This is a genomic window from Nocardioides luteus (assembly GCF_000960475.2).
GTDB lineage: Bacteria > Actinomycetota > Actinomycetes > Propionibacteriales > Nocardioidaceae > Nocardioides > Nocardioides luteus_A.
The window spans coordinates 40,272-54,067 of the sequence record NZ_JZDQ02000035.1 but is presented as its reverse complement, the minus strand read 5'-3'; the positions used below and the strand labels follow the sequence as shown (position 1 = coordinate 54,067).

The window sequence follows — 13,796 nt, the reverse complement described above, 5'->3', positions numbered from 1 at the left end:
AGCGGGTGACCGTCTCGGAGACCACTCGCGGGACCGCGACGCCGGGGCGGGACTTCAACCGGCTCTGGCTGGCGACGGCGACGAGCCAGGCGGGGTCGACCATCGCCTACGGCGCCCTGCCGCTGGTCGCCGTGCTCGCCCTCGACTCGTCGACCTTCCAGGTGTCGCTGCTGGCGGCGCTGTCGGGGTTCGCGGCCGCGGCGGCCGGCATCCGGCTCGGGCCGTGGATCGAGTATCGCCACAAGCGGCCGACGATGGTCGGCGCCGACCTGATCCGGTTCGCAGCGATGCTCAGCGTCCCGATAGCGGGGCTGGCCGACCGGCTCACCTATGCGCACCTCTGCGTCGTCGGCGTCCTGGCCGCGACCTGCGAGCTCGCCTTCACCGCAGCCTCGGGAGCACACCTGAAGGCACTGGTCGGACCCGAGGCCCGGTTGACGGCGACGAGCCGGCTGGAGACGACGTTCTGGACCACCTTCACCCTGGGCCCGCCGGTCGGCGGCGCGCTCGTCTCGGCGTTCGGGCCGACGCTGACCGTGCTCGTGGACGCGGTGACGTACCTGCTCTCGGCGCTCGGCATCCGCTCGATCCGTACGCCGGAACCGCAACCTCCGACGAGGAAGCCGCAGCACTGGCCGGCCGAGGTGACCGCCGGCTGGCGCTACATCCTCGCCCGGCGCGACCTGCGCGCACTCTTCCTCAACGCCGCGCTCTTCGGCTCGTGCGTGATCGCGACCAGCCCGCTGCAGACGGTGCTGAGCCTGCGGGTGCTGGGCATGGAGCCGTGGATGTACGGCGTCGCGATGGGCCTGCCGTGCCTCAGCGGCATCCTCGGCGCGATGTGGGCGCCCCGGCTCACGAGCCGGCTCGGCGAGCGGAGGGTGCTGCTCGGGGCGGGGGTCGCCCGGACCCTGTGGACGATCCCGATCGCGTTCACCCCGAGCGGGCCCGTCGCCTTCGCATGGTTCACCGCCGCCAACTTCGGGCTGATCCTCTGCGCGGCCGTCTTCAACCCGACGTTCGCCACCTACCGGATGCGCGAGACCGACGACGACCACATGTCCCGGGTGCAGGCGGCGTGGTCGATCACGATGAAGGTCGCGCAGCCGGTCGGCGTCCTGGCGGCCGGGGCGCTGGCCGCGGCGACGAGCCCGCGGACAGCGATCGCGGTGGCCGGCGTCGTACTTCTGCTCTCGTCCGGCCTGCTTCCCTGGCGGCCCGCTGTGACGAAGAACCTTACCTGTGAGTAGCCCCGGGCTTGCCACCCCTGAATCGCATGCCTATTCTTGATGTTACCCGCCAGTAGTGCGTGCCGACCGGCGCTCCCGCAACTGGTAAATCCGACAAAGGTTATGAAGGTGGATCAGTGAGCCACTACAAGAGCAATCTCCGCGACATCGAGTTCAACCTGTTCGAGGTCTTCGGCACCGACAAGGTTCTCGGCACCGGTCCCTTCGCGGACCTGGACGTCGACACCGCGAAGGAGATCCTCGCGGAGGTCGAGCGTCTTTCGCGCGAGGACCTCGCCGAGTCGTTCGTCGAGGCCGACCGCAACCCGCCGGTCTTCGACCCCAAGACCAACACCGCTCCGGTCCCCGCCGCGTTCAAGAAGTCCTACGACGCGTGGATGGAGTCGGGCTTCTGGAGCCTGCAGACCCCGGAGCAGATCGGTGGCCAGGTGGCCCCGAACTCGCTGATCTGGGCGACCGCCGAGATGCTGCTCGGCGCCAACCCGGCGATCTGGATGTACGGCGCCGGCCCATTCTTCTCCAAGGTCGTCTACGAGAACGGCAACGACCGCGACAAGCGCATCGCCGAGATCATGGTCGAGCGCCTGTGGGGCTCCACGATGGTGCTGACCGAGCCCGACGCGGGCTCCGACGTCGGCGCCGGCAAGACCTTCGCCACGCCGAACGAGGACGGCTCCTGGAACATCACCGGCGTCAAGCGCTTCATCACCAGCGCCGAGTCGGACCTGCAGGAGAACATCATGCACCTCGTCCTCGCCCGCCCGAAGGGCGTCGAGGGCGTCGGCGGCCCGGGCACCAAGGGCCTCTCCCTCTTCCTCGTGCCGAAGTACCACTTCGACCACGAGACCGGTGAGCTCACCGGCGAGCGCAACGGTGCGTACGTCACCAACGTCGAGCACAAGATGGGCATCAAGGTCTCCAACACCTGCGAGCTCACCTTCGGCGACCCGCAGGTCGGCGGCGGCGAGCCCGCCAAGGGCTGGCTGCTCGGCGAGGTGCACGACGGCATCCGCCAGATGTTCGACGTCATCGAGAACGCCCGGATGATGGTCGGCACCAAGGCCATCGCGACCCTGTCGACCGGCTACCTGAACGCGCTGGAGTACGCCAAGACCCGCGTCCAGGGCGCCGACCTGACCAAGGCCGCCAAGACCGACCCGCGCGTCACGATCACCCACCACCCCGACGTGCGTCGCTCGCTGCTGGTGCAGAAGTCGTTCGCCGAGGGCATGCGCGCGCTCGTCTACTACACGACCTCGTGGCAGGAGAAGGTCGTCCTCACCGAGGACGGCTCCGACGAGAACAAGCTGGCCGCGGCGGTCAACGACCTGCTGCTGCCGATCGTCAAGGGCTACGGCTCCGAGCGCGCCTGGGTGCTGCTCGGCACCGAGTCGCTGCAGACCTTCGGTGGGTCGGGCTTCCTGCAGGAGTACCCGATCGAGCAGTACGTCCGCGACGCCAAGATCGACTCGATCTACGAGGGCACCACCGCGATCCAGGGCCAGGACTTCTTCTTCCGCAAGATCGTGAAGAACCAGGGCGCCGCGCTCGGCCAGATCGCTGGCGAGATCCAGGCCTTCCTCGACAACGAGGGCTCCGCCGAGCTCAAGGAGTCGCGTGCCCTGCTCGCGACCGCGCTCGAGGACGTCAACGCGATCGTCGGCCACATGTTCAACGACCTGATGGCCTCCCAGGAGGAGATCACCAACATCTACAAGGTCGCCCAGAACACCTCTCGCCTGCTGCTCGCCGTCGGCGACGTCGTGGTCGCGTGGCTGCTGCTGCGCCAGGCCGAGGTCGCCCTCGCCGCCCTGGCCGGCGACCCCGGCAAGGACAAGGACTTCTACACCGGCAAGGTCGCCGCCGCGAAGTTCTTCGCCTCCTACAACCTGCCCAAGCTGACCGCTGAGCGGGCCATCGCCGAGGCGATCGACAACTCGATCATGGACCTGCCGGAGTCGGCCTTCTGATTCCCAGGTTCTGACCTGCAGTACGAAGCGGCCCGCCCGGTTCTCCGGGCGGGCCGCTTCGTCCTCTGCTGTTCAGATCGCTGAGGCCTCGACCGCCTCGGCGAGCCGTGCGGCGGCCGCAGAGATCCGTCGGTTGCTCGCGACGGCGAGCTGGAAGGACCACTCCAGGCCGATCGGCACGGAGACGATCACCGGGTCGCCCGCGATCGACGCGCGGGGGACGATCGAGACGCCGAGACCGCGGCAGACGAGGTTGCGCGCGAGCCCGAAGCTGGTGACCTCGGTGCGGACCGTCCGGGAGACGCCGGCCGAGGCGAACGCGGCGTCCACGACCGTACGGTTGCCCCACCCGGTCGGGAAGTCGATCCAGCTCTCCTCGGCGAGGTCTGCGGGAGACACGGCACGCGCCCGCGCCAGGCGGTGGTCGGGCGCGCAGACGAAGACCAGCTCGTCGCCGTGGATGCGGGTCAGGGTCAGGCCCGGCAGTGAGGTCGCGGGCGTGGAGACCAGGGCGAGATCGAGGGCCCCGGAGCGTACGTCCGCCTCGTTGGTGGCGCTGCCGGAGATGGTCTGGCGCATGCGCACGGTGATGCCGGGATGGCGGGCGGCGAAGCCCTGCAGCACCTCGGCGATGTCCCAGCGGCCGGTATAGGAGAGCGTGCCGAAGAGGACGGTGCCGACCACCTGGCCACGGGCGCCGGCGACGGCCTCCCGCGCAGCGTCGATGCCGGCGAGCACCTCGCGGGCGCGTGGGAGCAGCGCCTCGCCCTCGGCGGTGAGCGTGAGGCGGTGGTAGCCGCGTTCGATCAGCGGCGCCCCGAGGCCCCGCTCGAGCTGCTTGATGGCTGCGGAGACGGCGGACTGCACGACACCGACCCGGTCCGCGCCGGCGGTGAAGCTGCCGGTCTCGGCGACGGCGACGAAGTACTCCAGCTGGTGCGGCTGCATGCTGCTCACTATCGCAGATGATGATGCTTACCTTCGACAAGATTCGTTGGAGATGATGACGCCGATCGGTGACCATGGAGGCATGACAACAATCCAGGCAGCGCCCCTCACCGAGCGGCACCACCACGCCCGCGGGTTCTGGTCGGTGGCGTTCCTGTTCGCCGCGACCATGGGCTTCGCGGCCGCACCGGCTCCGCTCTACGTCTTCTACGTGGACGAGCAGGGATGGGGCTCGTTCGCGATCACGGTGGTCTTCGCGACGTACGGCGCGGGGGTGGCGGTCTCGCTCTTCCTCGCCGGCCACCTCTCGGACCGGTTCGGAAGGCGGCGGGTGGTGGCGCCGGCGGTGCTGCTCAACGTGCTCTCGGCACTGATCTTCCTCTCGACCCACGAGCTGGGCTGGCTGCTGCTGGCGCGGCTGCTGTCCGGCCTAGGCGTCGGGATGCTGACCGCGACGGCGACGGCGCATCTCGCGGAGCTGCACCGGAACGCGCGGCCGGAGGCTCCCGCGACCCGGGCCGAGGTGGTCGCGACCGCGGCCAACATCGGCGGCCTGGGGCTGGGACCGCTGGTCGCCGGCGCCCTGGCCGAGTGGGCGCCGCGTCCGCTCTACACCCCCTACGCGGTCTTCGCCTTCCTGATGGTGATCGGACTGCTGGCGGTCGTCGCCGCACCGGAGACGGTCGACACCGACCAGCCGGGCTGGACCTACCGGCCACAGCGGGTGCGGGTGCCGGCCGACGCACGCAGCGCCTACTTCGCCGCGGGGATGGCGAGCTTCGTGGCCTTCGCGATGTTCGGCTTCTTCACCTCGCTGGTGCCGTCGTTCCTGGCTGACGAGCTCTCCCTCCACTCGCATGCGGTGGCAGGCGTCGTCGGGTTCTCCATCTTCGGGGCCGCGGCGCTCTTCCAGGTGCTGGCCGGGCGCTGGCAGCGCCGTCGGCTGTACGTCACCGGGCTGGTCGCGCTCACCGTCGGGCTCCTCCTCGTGGTCGGTGCCCTGCTCTCCGGCACGTTCTGGGTGCTGGTCGTCGGGGCCGTCGTCACCGGGGCCGGTTCGGGGATGTCGTTCAAGGCCGCGGTCGCGACCGTCATCTCGGTGGCGCCGGCAGAGGGCCGCGGCGAGGCGCTGGCCGGGCTCTTCCTGATGGCCTATCTGGGGATCACAGTGCCGGTGGTGCTGCTGGGGATCCTGGTGCAGTACGTCGCGACCGACCCGGCGATGCTCGCCTTCGGTGCGCTCCTGCTGGTGCTGCTCGGGGTCGCGGCGCGTGGAGTGGCCGGGACGCGGCGTACGGCATGATCGGGTCGGGGCTGCGATGCGGGGGACGGTATGGGGGCCTGAAGTGGCTGGGTAGCGTGGCGCGCCAGCCCCCAACCTCTGGAGTTCTGCCATGACCATCGGCCTGGGAATCATCCTGCTGGTCCTCGGACTCGTCCTGCTCACCAACGCCGTGGATCTGCCCGACGAGGTCGCCAACGCGATCGCCAGCGAACCGCTGGGCTGGATCTTCGTCGTCACCGGCGGCCTCGCGATCGTGATCGGCGTGCTGCTGTCGGTGAACCGGTCCCAGCACACCACCGCCGTGGAGCACCGCCAGTACGACCCCGGCCCCTACGAGCCCGGCCCCTACGGCGGCGGCCCCCAGGGGCACTACCCTCCGGGCCCGCCTCCGCAGGGGCACTACCCGCCGGCCGGGCAGCCCATGCCGGGCCACGCTCCTCAGGACCAGCACTTCGGCGCCGGCTACCCCGACCGCCGGCGCTGACCCGTTCAGCGGCGGCGCGTCGGGCGTAGCCCGGAGCGGGCGGCGCGGCGTACGGCCTCGCTCAGGTCGTCGAGGGCGACCGAGTCGAGGCGCCAGCGCTGCCAGAAGAGCTGGACGTCGATCGGCTTCGCGCCCGGGAGCGGGATCGTCCGACCGGACTCGAGGTCGGCCTCGGCCTGGGCGTCGAGGAGCATCCCCCAGCCGAGGCCGCGCCGGATCGCCTCGTGGAAGTCGTGGCTGCTCGGGACCCGGTGGACGACCGGCGGCCTGGTCGCGCCGTGCGCGGCGAGCACCTCGTCCTGGAGATGGTCCTTCTCGTTGTAGACGATCATCGGGATCGCGCTCCAGTCGATGCCTCTGCCCCTGCGGTGGCGCTCGACCAGCGCCGGGGCGGCGCCGGGGGTGTAGCGGAGCCTTCCCAGCGGCTCGACCGTGCAGCCCTGGACCGGCTTCGGCTCGCTGGTCACGGCCGCCAGGACCTCGCCGCGTCGGAGCGCGTCGGCCGAGTAGCCCTGGTCCTCGACGGTCATCCGCAATGCCGTCCGGTCCCAGGTCGCGACCTCGTCGAGCACCGGTCGGAACCAGGTCGCGAGGGTGTCCGCGTTGACGACGACCGAGAGGTCGACGACCGTGTCGGCGCTGGTCTCGTCCGTTCCCAGGGACGCGGCCGCCTCGGCGAGGAGCAGGCGGAGCTGTCTTCCCTGGCGGATCAGGGGCTCGCCGGCCTCGGTGGGCGTGCAGGGAGTCGTACGCCGCACCAGCACCTGTCCGGCCGTACGCTCGAGTGCGCGGATCCGCTGGCTGACGGCGCTCGGGGTGATGTGGAGGCGGCGCGCCGCGGCGTCGAAGGTGCCTTCCTCGGCGATCACGACGAGGGTCTCGAGCTGGGTCGGGTCGAGGGCTGGCATGACTTAAGTGTGGCTTGTCTTCGGTTAGATTCTTTCGCTGGTCTGTTGATGGGTCGCGCTCTAGCGTCGCCGGGGTGATCAACGCCAGCCTCGCCGGGCTCCTCACCGGGCTCAGCCTCATCGTCGCCATCGGGTCCCAGAACGCGTACGTCCTGCGGCAGGGCATCCTGCGCTCGCATGTGCTCGTGGTGGTGAGCGTCTGCGCGGTCTCGGATCTCGTCCTCATCTGCGCCGGGGTGGGCGGGATGGGAGTCGTCGTCTCGCGCGCGGGCTGGGCACTGGAGCTGCTGCGGTGGTTCGGGGTGGCGTTCCTGGGCTGGTACGGCATCGGGTCGTTCCGGCGGGCGCTGCGGCCCTCCGGTCTCGATGCGGCCGATGCTCCTCGCGAGGCGCTCCCCCGGGTGATCGCCAAGGCCGCCGCCTTCACCTGGCTCAACCCGCATGTTTACATCGACACACTTGTGCTCCACGGGTCGATCGCGGCGACGTACGGCCCGGCGCGCTGGGGGTTCGCCGTCGGCGGCTGCCTGGCCAGCATCATCTGGTTCGCCGGGCTCGGCTACGGCGCCCGGCTGCTCGGGCCGCTGCTCGCCAGCCGGCGTGCGTGGCAGGTGCTCGACAGCCTCATCGGGTGCACGATGCTCGCGATCGCTGCTGGGCTCGCGCTGGGCGGGCTGGGCTGACAGGCCGGGGCCGACCGTCAAATGCGTCCATTGTGTGGAGTCGCCGCCTAGTGTGGCCGCATGCCGTGGACGACCTCCGACATTCCTGACCTGACCGGCAAGAACGCCGTGGTGACCGGACCGACGCTGGGCGGGATCGGCTACTTCACCGCGCGCGGCCTCGCGGCCGCCGGGGCGCGGGTGATCCTGGCGGGGCGGTCCTGGGAGAAGCTCGACGCGGCCGCGGCGGCGTTGAGCGAGGAGGTTCCGGGTGCCCGGCTCGACCGGGTCGCGCTCGACCTCTCCTCGCTCCAGGCGGTGCGTGCCGGAGCCGAGGCGATCGCGGCGGCGACGTTCGACGGCGGCGGACCGCTGCACCTGCTGGTCAACAACGCGGGGGTGATGGCGACGCCGCAGTCGCGGACCGTGGACGACCTCGACCTGCAGATGGCGACCAACCACTTCGGGCCGTTCCTGCTGACCGGGCTGCTGCTCGAGCCGTTGGCCGAGAGCGGCGAGGCGCGGATCGTGACGGTGTCGAGCATGATGCACAAGCTGGCCCGCAAGGCGCCGCTGGGCTACCCGACCGTGCAGGTCGGGCGGTATTCACCCTGGAACGTCTACTCGCAGTCCAAGCTCGCCAACCTGCTCTTCACCTTCGAGCTGCAGCGGCGCCTGGAGAAGGCGGGGCTGCCGATCTCTGCGTACGCCGCCCACCCCGGGCTCGCCTCGACCCGGCTGATGGCGAACGGCACGTCCCGGCGGCTGATCGCGCCGATCGCCAGCATCAGCGAGGCCGCTGTCCATGCGATGGCGCAGACGCCCGAGGCCGGTGCCTGGCCTGCGCTGATGGCGGCGACCTATCCGGGGCTGGAGCCGGGGACGTACATCGGTCCGAGCGACGCCTTCGAGGCCCGCGGGGTGCCGAAGCCGGTCACCGCGTCCCGGCTCGCGCGCGATCCGGAGGCGGCGCGGGCGCTGTGGGAGCTCTCCGAGCAGACCACCGGTATCGCCTACCCCTGACCAAAGTCTGACCCCGGTCGCTACCTCGGGCCGATGCCGTCAGGGCGCCCCGGATCCTAGATTCACCAGGGTGAGCACGAAGGTCCAGATCTGGTCGCGGACGATCGCCGGGCACACCCACCGACTCGAGGTGACCGGCGACTTCATCCGTACGTTCGTGTGGACCGTCGACGGCGAGGAGGTCCTCACCCGGAAGACCGCCGACGACCGGGCACGGCTCGAGACCAAGACGCACGGGAGCCTGCTCGTGATCCACTCCGCGCTCGGTACCCCACGTCGGGCGACCTACTTCGCGCCCGGCGAGGACCTGGCCGGGATGGCCGGCATCGGCGGCGCCGACCTGACTCCGGAGCCGGGGTCACGGGCTGCTGCGTACGAACGCCGGGTGATCGACCACCCGAAGCGCTATGCGCTCATCGAGACCCTCGGCGGCGCCGCGGGCGTGGTCGCCGGTATCGTCGCCGCGGCGGTCGTCGCGTGGATCCTCGCCCGGATCTCGCTGCCGCACATCCCGCTCCCGAACCTGCCGAACCTCCCCGACCTGCCGCTCCCCGATCTCCCCAGCGTCCCGTGGCCGTCGATCCCCTGGCCGGACCTGCCCGAGGTCCAGCTCCCCGACTGGGTGACATGGATCGCCAGCCACCTGAAATACGTCTGGCCCGTCATCCTCGCCTTCGTCCTCGCCCAGGGCGAGATCAAGCGCCGCCGCAAGCACGCCGAGGCGTCCGCCGCGCAGGCCGAGGCGTCAGGTACGTCGGCCGAGAAGTCACGTACGTCGGCCGAGAAGGCAGCGGATGACGTCTCGGCCGACGCGAGTGACGTCTCGGCCGACCTGGCTGACGCCTCGGCCGACGGGGGTGACGCCTCGGCTGAGGAGGGTCAGCGGCGGGGCTTGTAGGTCGGCTTCTCGCGCTTGAAGGCGGCCTCGCGGGCGATCTTGGTGTTCTCGCCGAAGAGGAGGCGGAGCTGCTCGATGCGCTCGCGGGAGAAGGTGCGCTTGATGGGGGCGTACCAGGTGTCGTTGAAGAGGCGCTTGGCGGCGGCGAGCTGGTCCGGGGAGCGTTCGGAGAGCTTGCGGGCGAAGGCCGTCGCGGTGGCCACCGGGTCGGCGGAGAGCTCGGTGACCAGACCCAGCTCGTAGGCGCGCTCGCCGGAGAACTGCTCGGCGGTCATGGTGAGCTTCTTGGCGGTGTCGATGCCGACGACCTCGGAGAGCGACCGGATGCCGGTCATGTCGGGGATGATGCCCCACTTGCCCTCGAGGACCGACCACTGCGAGTCGGGCTCGGCGATGCGGAAGTCGGCACCGAGGGCGATCTGTACGCCGCCACCGAGGCAGTGGCCGTGGACGGCCGCGATCACCGGGACCGGCAGCCGGCGCCACGCCCAGACCGACTCCTGGAAGAGGTTGGTGCCGCGGAAGGGCACCGGGATGAACGCGCCGACGATCTTCTTCGGGTCACGCAGGACCGAGGCGAAGTCGAGACCGGCGGTGAACGCGTCGCCCTCACCGGCGATGACCACCGCACGCAGGTCGTGGTCCTTGCCGAGCCGCTTGGCGGTGTCGACCAGCTCCTGGAGCAGCTCGAGGGTCAGCGCGTTGAGCTTGTCCGGGCGGTTGAGACGCACCTGGGCGATGCCGTCGCTGATTTCGGTGGTGACGAGGGGCATGGGGAGAAGACTACGGGGCAGTAGGCATGATGGGACACATGGCTGACCCACGCGCTGGAACGCTCGCTACGCCCGCCGACCTGGTCGACGTACCTCACCTGGTCGCCTCCTACTACAACCTGCAGCCCGATCCGGAGGATCCGGCCCAGCAGGTCGTGTTCGGTACGTCGGGGCATCGAGGGTCCTCGCTCAACTCGGCGTTCAACGAGACGCACATCCTGGCCACCACCCAGGCGATCGTCGACTACCGGACCTCGCAGGGGATCGACGGGCCGCTGTTCATCGGGCGCGACACCCACGGCCTCTCCGAGCCCGCGTGGGCGAGCGCGCTGGAGGTGCTGGTCGCCAACGACGTACGCGTCCTTGTGGACGATCGCGACGGCTACACGCCCACCCCGGCGGTCTCGCACGCGATCCTTCGCGCCAACGCCGGGCGGCTGTCGGGCTCCGGCCTGGCCGACGGGATCGTCGTCACGCCCTCGCACAACCCGCCGTCCGACGGCGGCTTCAAGTACAACCCGCCCCACGGCGGCCCCGCCGACTCCGACGCCACCAAGGTCATCGCCGCCCGTGCCAACGAGCTGATCCGGGCCGGTCTGGCCGGCGTCAAGCGCGTGCCGTTCGCGGCCGCGCGGCGGCAGGCCGAGACGTACGACTTCCTGGGCACCTACGTCGACGACCTGCCCACCGTGGTCGACCTGGCCGCCATCCGCGACGCCGGGGTCCGGATCGCGGCGGACCCGCTGGGCGGGGCCTCGGTCGCCTACTGGGGCGAGATCGCCGAGCGTCACAAGATCGACCTCAACGTGGTCAACGAGCTGGTCGACCCGACCTGGCGGTTCATGCCGCTGGACTGGGACGGCAAGATCCGGATGGACTGCTCCTCCCCCAGCGCGATGGCCGAGCTGGTGCGGTTCCTGGAGAGCACCCCGGAGTTCGACATCGCCACCGGCAACGACGCCGACTCCGATCGGCACGGCATCGTGACCCGCGACGCCGGGCTGATGAACCCCAACCACTTCCTCGCGGTCGCGATCGACCACCTCTTCGGCGGCGCCCGTCCGGGCTGGCCCGCCACCGCGCGGATCGGCAAGACCCTGGTCTCGTCCTCGATGATCGACCGGGTCGCCGGCGCGCTCGGCAAGCCGCTGGTCGAGGTGCCGGTCGGGTTCAAGTGGTTCGTGCCGGGGCTGATCGACGGCTCGTTCGGCTTCGGTGGCGAGGAGTCGGCCGGGGCCTCGTTCCTGCGCTTCGACGGCACCGTGTGGACCACCGACAAGGACGGCATCATCCTGTCCCTGCTCGCCTCCGAGATCCTCGCGCGCACCGGGAAGTCACCGTCCCAGCGCTACGCCGAGCTGGTCGCGGAGCACGGAACCCCGGCGTACGCACGCATCGACGCCCCTGCCACTCGCGAGGAGAAGGCGAAGCTCGCGGCCCTCTCCCCCGACGCGGTCACCGCGACGACCCTGGCCGGCGAGGAGATCACCGCCAAGCTCACCGAGGCCCCCGGCAACGGCGCGGCCATCGGTGGACTCAAGGTGACCACCGAGTCGGCCTGGTTCGCCGCCCGCCCGTCGGGGACCGAGGACGTCTACAAGATCTACGCCGAGTCGTTCCGCGGCGCCGACCACCTGACGAAGGTCCAGGAGGAGGCCAAGGCCGTCGTCACGGTGGCGTTGAGCTAGCGCTTCCCGAACGTGTAACACGTCGTTCGTAGGACTACTCGCCCTATGAGAGCGACCGGATAGTCCGACGAACAACGTGTTACAGCCGGCGCGGGCCCGGCTGGTCAGCGCATCCAGAAGGGATTCTCGGCGTCCTCACGCACCGTCACGTTGACCCGGTTGAAGAGGTTGTGGGTGGCGATGCAGAGGATCAGCGCGGCGGTCTGCCTCTCGTCGTAGTGCTTGGTGACCTCGCGCCAGAGCTCGTCGGGCACGGCGTCCTCGGAGTCGGCGAGGCGGGTGACGGCGTCGGCCAGCGCGAGGGCCGCCTTCTCGGCCTCGCTGAAGAACGGCGACTCGCGGTAGGCCGCGAGGCCGACGATCTTCTCGATCGGGAGACCGACCTCCTCCACGCGGACGGCGTGGCCCTGGAGGCAGGCGGCGCAGCCGTTGAGCGAGCTGACTCGCATGGCGATCAGCTCGGTCGTGGTCTCGGGGAGGCCGCCGTCGGCGACAGCGGCGAGGAGGTTGCCGATGCCCTTGTAGGCCTGCGGGATGACTTCTGCGGGGTTCTTCATTCGGTTGCTCATGCCCTCTCGACCCGCCCGGCCGAGGAGATGTGACAGATCTGCGAAAGAAAAAATTCTTCGCCCGGATCGGTCACATCTGGTCTGCTTCACGTGTCGGGTCCATAGGGGACGACCTACCCCGAGACCCACAGATCCGGAGGACGGACGATGCAGCAGGAGTGGCTGGCCGAGCGCTTCGAGCAGGAGCGGCAGCACTTGTACGGGGTGGCCTACCGGATGCTCGGTTCCACCTCGGAGGCCGAGGACGCCGTGCAGGATGCCTGGCTCCGGCTGAGCCGGAGCGAGACCGATGAGATCGACAACGTCGGCGCGTGGCTGACGACGGTGGTGGCACGCGTCTCGCTCAACATGCTTCGCTCACGCAAGACCCGCGGCGAGGTCTCGATCGAGGACCGGCTGCCCGACCCCACGGTCGTCCTCGACGACGGCACTACCCAGGACCCGGCCGAGCGCGCCATGCTCGCCGACTCGGTCAGCCTCGCTCTCCTGGTGGTGCTCGACCAGCTCTCCCCGGACGAGCGGCTGGCCTTCGTACTCCATGATCTCTTCGCCGTGCCCTTCGACGAGATCGCGACGATGCTCGACCGCTCCTCGGACTCGACCCGTCAGCTCGCGAGCCGGGCGCGGCGCCGGGTCCGAGGACGTACGCCCCAGAGCGACGTCGCCGCGCAGCGCGAGGTCGTCGACGCGTTCTTCGCCGCCGCGCAGGACGGCGACCTGGACCGGCTGATCGGTGCACTCCACCCCGACGTGGTCCTGCGGGCCGATCTCGGCTCCGGGATCACCACCTACCGGGGCGCCGCGAAGGTGGCGGGCAACGCCGTCATGTACGCCCACGCCGACCGCGTCACCCACGCTGCCCTCGTCAACGGCGCCGCAGGTGTCGCGATCACCTTCCACGGGAAGCTCTTCAGCGTCATGGCCTTCACCGTGGTCGACGGCAGGATCACCGAGATCGAGGCGTACGCCGCCCCCGCCCAGGTCGCGAAGCTCGCCGCGAGCCTGGGGCTGGAGTCGGCGCACGCCTAGGCGGCCTGGCGGCGGGGTCGGCCGCGGCCGCGCTTGTGGGTGACCACCTGGCCGCGCTCGACGATCTCGCCGCCCCAGACACCCCATGGCTCAGAGCGCGCGAGAGCACCCGAGAGGCACTCGCGCATGACCGGGCAGTCGAGACAGCGATCTTTGGCCACCTCGAGGGCGGCGGGGGACTCTGAGAACCACAACGCAGAGTCGTCTCCGTGGCACGGCAGGCCGGCGGCGTACAAAGGCGGGATGATCTCCAAGGGCACCCCTCGAGAATCTGCGCCTGAGGTAGGCCCGCACATCGGGAAACTACCT

The 13,796-nt window shown here is 70.4% G+C and carries 14 protein-coding genes; 9 read left to right on the top strand and 5 right to left on the bottom strand.

Annotated features, from left to right (window positions below; all coding sequences use genetic code 11):
• Positions 1–5: 5 nt before the first annotated feature.
• Together UG56_RS21820 and UG56_RS21815 are read left to right on the top strand one after the other, a co-directional pair.
• Positions 6–1,250: an MFS transporter gene (locus UG56_RS21820; RefSeq protein WP_045547710.1), complete on the top strand. Its 1,245-nt coding sequence runs from the start codon at positions 6–8 to the stop codon at positions 1,248–1,250.
• A 116-nt stretch (positions 1,251–1,366) separates the two neighbouring features.
• The gene (locus UG56_RS21815; protein ID WP_045547709.1) at positions 1,367–3,220 is read left to right on the top strand and encodes an acyl-CoA dehydrogenase; all 1,854 of its coding nucleotides are present in this window, start codon (positions 1,367–1,369) and stop codon (positions 3,218–3,220) included.
• Positions 3,221–3,292: 72 nt separating this feature from the next.
• On the opposite strand, the gene UG56_RS21810 is transcribed toward UG56_RS21815, so the two are convergent.
• Entirely contained in the window at positions 3,293–4,168 is an 876-nt protein-coding gene (locus UG56_RS21810) for a LysR family transcriptional regulator (RefSeq protein WP_045547708.1), read from the bottom strand.
• Between the two features lie 82 nt (positions 4,169–4,250).
• Here UG56_RS21810 and UG56_RS21805 point away from each other — a divergent pair, with 82 nt between their 5' ends.
• A complete protein-coding gene (locus UG56_RS21805) occupies positions 4,251–5,471 on the top strand; it encodes an MFS transporter (protein ID WP_045547729.1) in 1,221 nt (406 codons plus the stop codon).
• A gap of 91 nt (positions 5,472–5,562) precedes the next feature.
• A complete protein-coding gene (locus UG56_RS21800) occupies positions 5,563–5,937 on the top strand; it encodes a hypothetical protein (RefSeq protein ID WP_045547707.1) in 375 nt (124 codons plus the stop codon).
• A gap of 5 nt (positions 5,938–5,942) precedes the next feature.
• On the opposite strand, the gene UG56_RS21795 is transcribed toward UG56_RS21800, so the two are convergent.
• Positions 5,943–6,845 (bottom strand): LysR family transcriptional regulator ArgP, encoded by a 903-nt coding sequence (locus tag UG56_RS21795; protein WP_045547706.1) that lies wholly within the window; start codon positions 6,843–6,845, stop codon positions 5,943–5,945.
• Between the two features lie 74 nt (positions 6,846–6,919).
• Here UG56_RS21795 and UG56_RS21790 point away from each other — a divergent pair, with 74 nt between their 5' ends.
• The 3 genes from UG56_RS21790 to UG56_RS21780 all read left to right on the top strand — a co-directional run bounded on the left by UG56_RS21790 (position 6,920) and on the right by UG56_RS21780 (position 9,428).
• Positions 6,920–7,528 (top strand): LysE/ArgO family amino acid transporter, encoded by a 609-nt coding sequence (locus UG56_RS21790; RefSeq protein WP_084101410.1) that lies wholly within the window; start codon positions 6,920–6,922, stop codon positions 7,526–7,528.
• Positions 7,529–7,588: 60 nt separating this feature from the next.
• The gene (locus UG56_RS21785; RefSeq protein WP_045547704.1) at positions 7,589–8,530 is read left to right on the top strand and encodes an oxidoreductase; all 942 of its coding nucleotides are present in this window, start codon (positions 7,589–7,591) and stop codon (positions 8,528–8,530) included.
• A gap of 70 nt (positions 8,531–8,600) precedes the next feature.
• On the top strand, positions 8,601–9,428 hold the full coding sequence (locus UG56_RS21780) for a hypothetical protein (protein ID WP_045547703.1): 828 nt from the start codon (positions 8,601–8,603) through the stop codon (positions 9,426–9,428).
• On the opposite strand, the gene UG56_RS21775 is transcribed toward UG56_RS21780, so the two are convergent.
• Positions 9,410–10,201, bottom strand: a complete 792-nt coding sequence (locus UG56_RS21775; RefSeq protein ID WP_045547702.1) for a crotonase/enoyl-CoA hydratase family protein — start codon at positions 10,199–10,201, stop codon at positions 9,410–9,412. The two genes, UG56_RS21780 and UG56_RS21775, sit on opposite strands and share 19 nt — an antisense overlap.
• A 38-nt stretch (positions 10,202–10,239) precedes the next feature.
• On the opposite strand from UG56_RS21775, the gene pgm reads away from it, so the two are divergent.
• Entirely contained in the window at positions 10,240–11,889 is a 1,650-nt protein-coding gene (gene pgm / locus UG56_RS21770; protein WP_045547701.1) for a phosphoglucomutase (alpha-D-glucose-1,6-bisphosphate-dependent), read from the top strand.
• Positions 11,890–11,993: 104 nt separating this feature from the next.
• On the opposite strand, the gene UG56_RS21765 is transcribed toward pgm, so the two are convergent.
• Positions 11,994–12,458 carry a carboxymuconolactone decarboxylase family protein gene (locus UG56_RS21765; protein ID WP_045547700.1) on the bottom strand — a complete coding sequence of 155 codons (465 nt, stop codon included), beginning with the start codon at positions 12,456–12,458 and terminating at the stop codon, positions 11,994–11,996.
• Positions 12,459–12,605: 147 nt separating this feature from the next.
• Here UG56_RS21765 and UG56_RS21760 point away from each other — a divergent pair, with 147 nt between their 5' ends.
• Positions 12,606–13,487 carry a sigma-70 family RNA polymerase sigma factor gene (locus tag UG56_RS21760; RefSeq protein WP_045547699.1) on the top strand — a complete coding sequence of 294 codons (882 nt, stop codon included), beginning with the start codon at positions 12,606–12,608 and terminating at the stop codon, positions 13,485–13,487.
• Here the strand turns inward: UG56_RS21760 and UG56_RS21755 are convergent.
• A complete protein-coding gene (locus UG56_RS21755) occupies positions 13,484–13,783 on the bottom strand; it encodes a WhiB family transcriptional regulator (protein WP_045547698.1) in 300 nt (99 codons plus the stop codon). The two genes, UG56_RS21760 and UG56_RS21755, sit on opposite strands and share 4 nt — an antisense overlap.
• Positions 13,784–13,796: the final 13 nt, after the last annotated feature.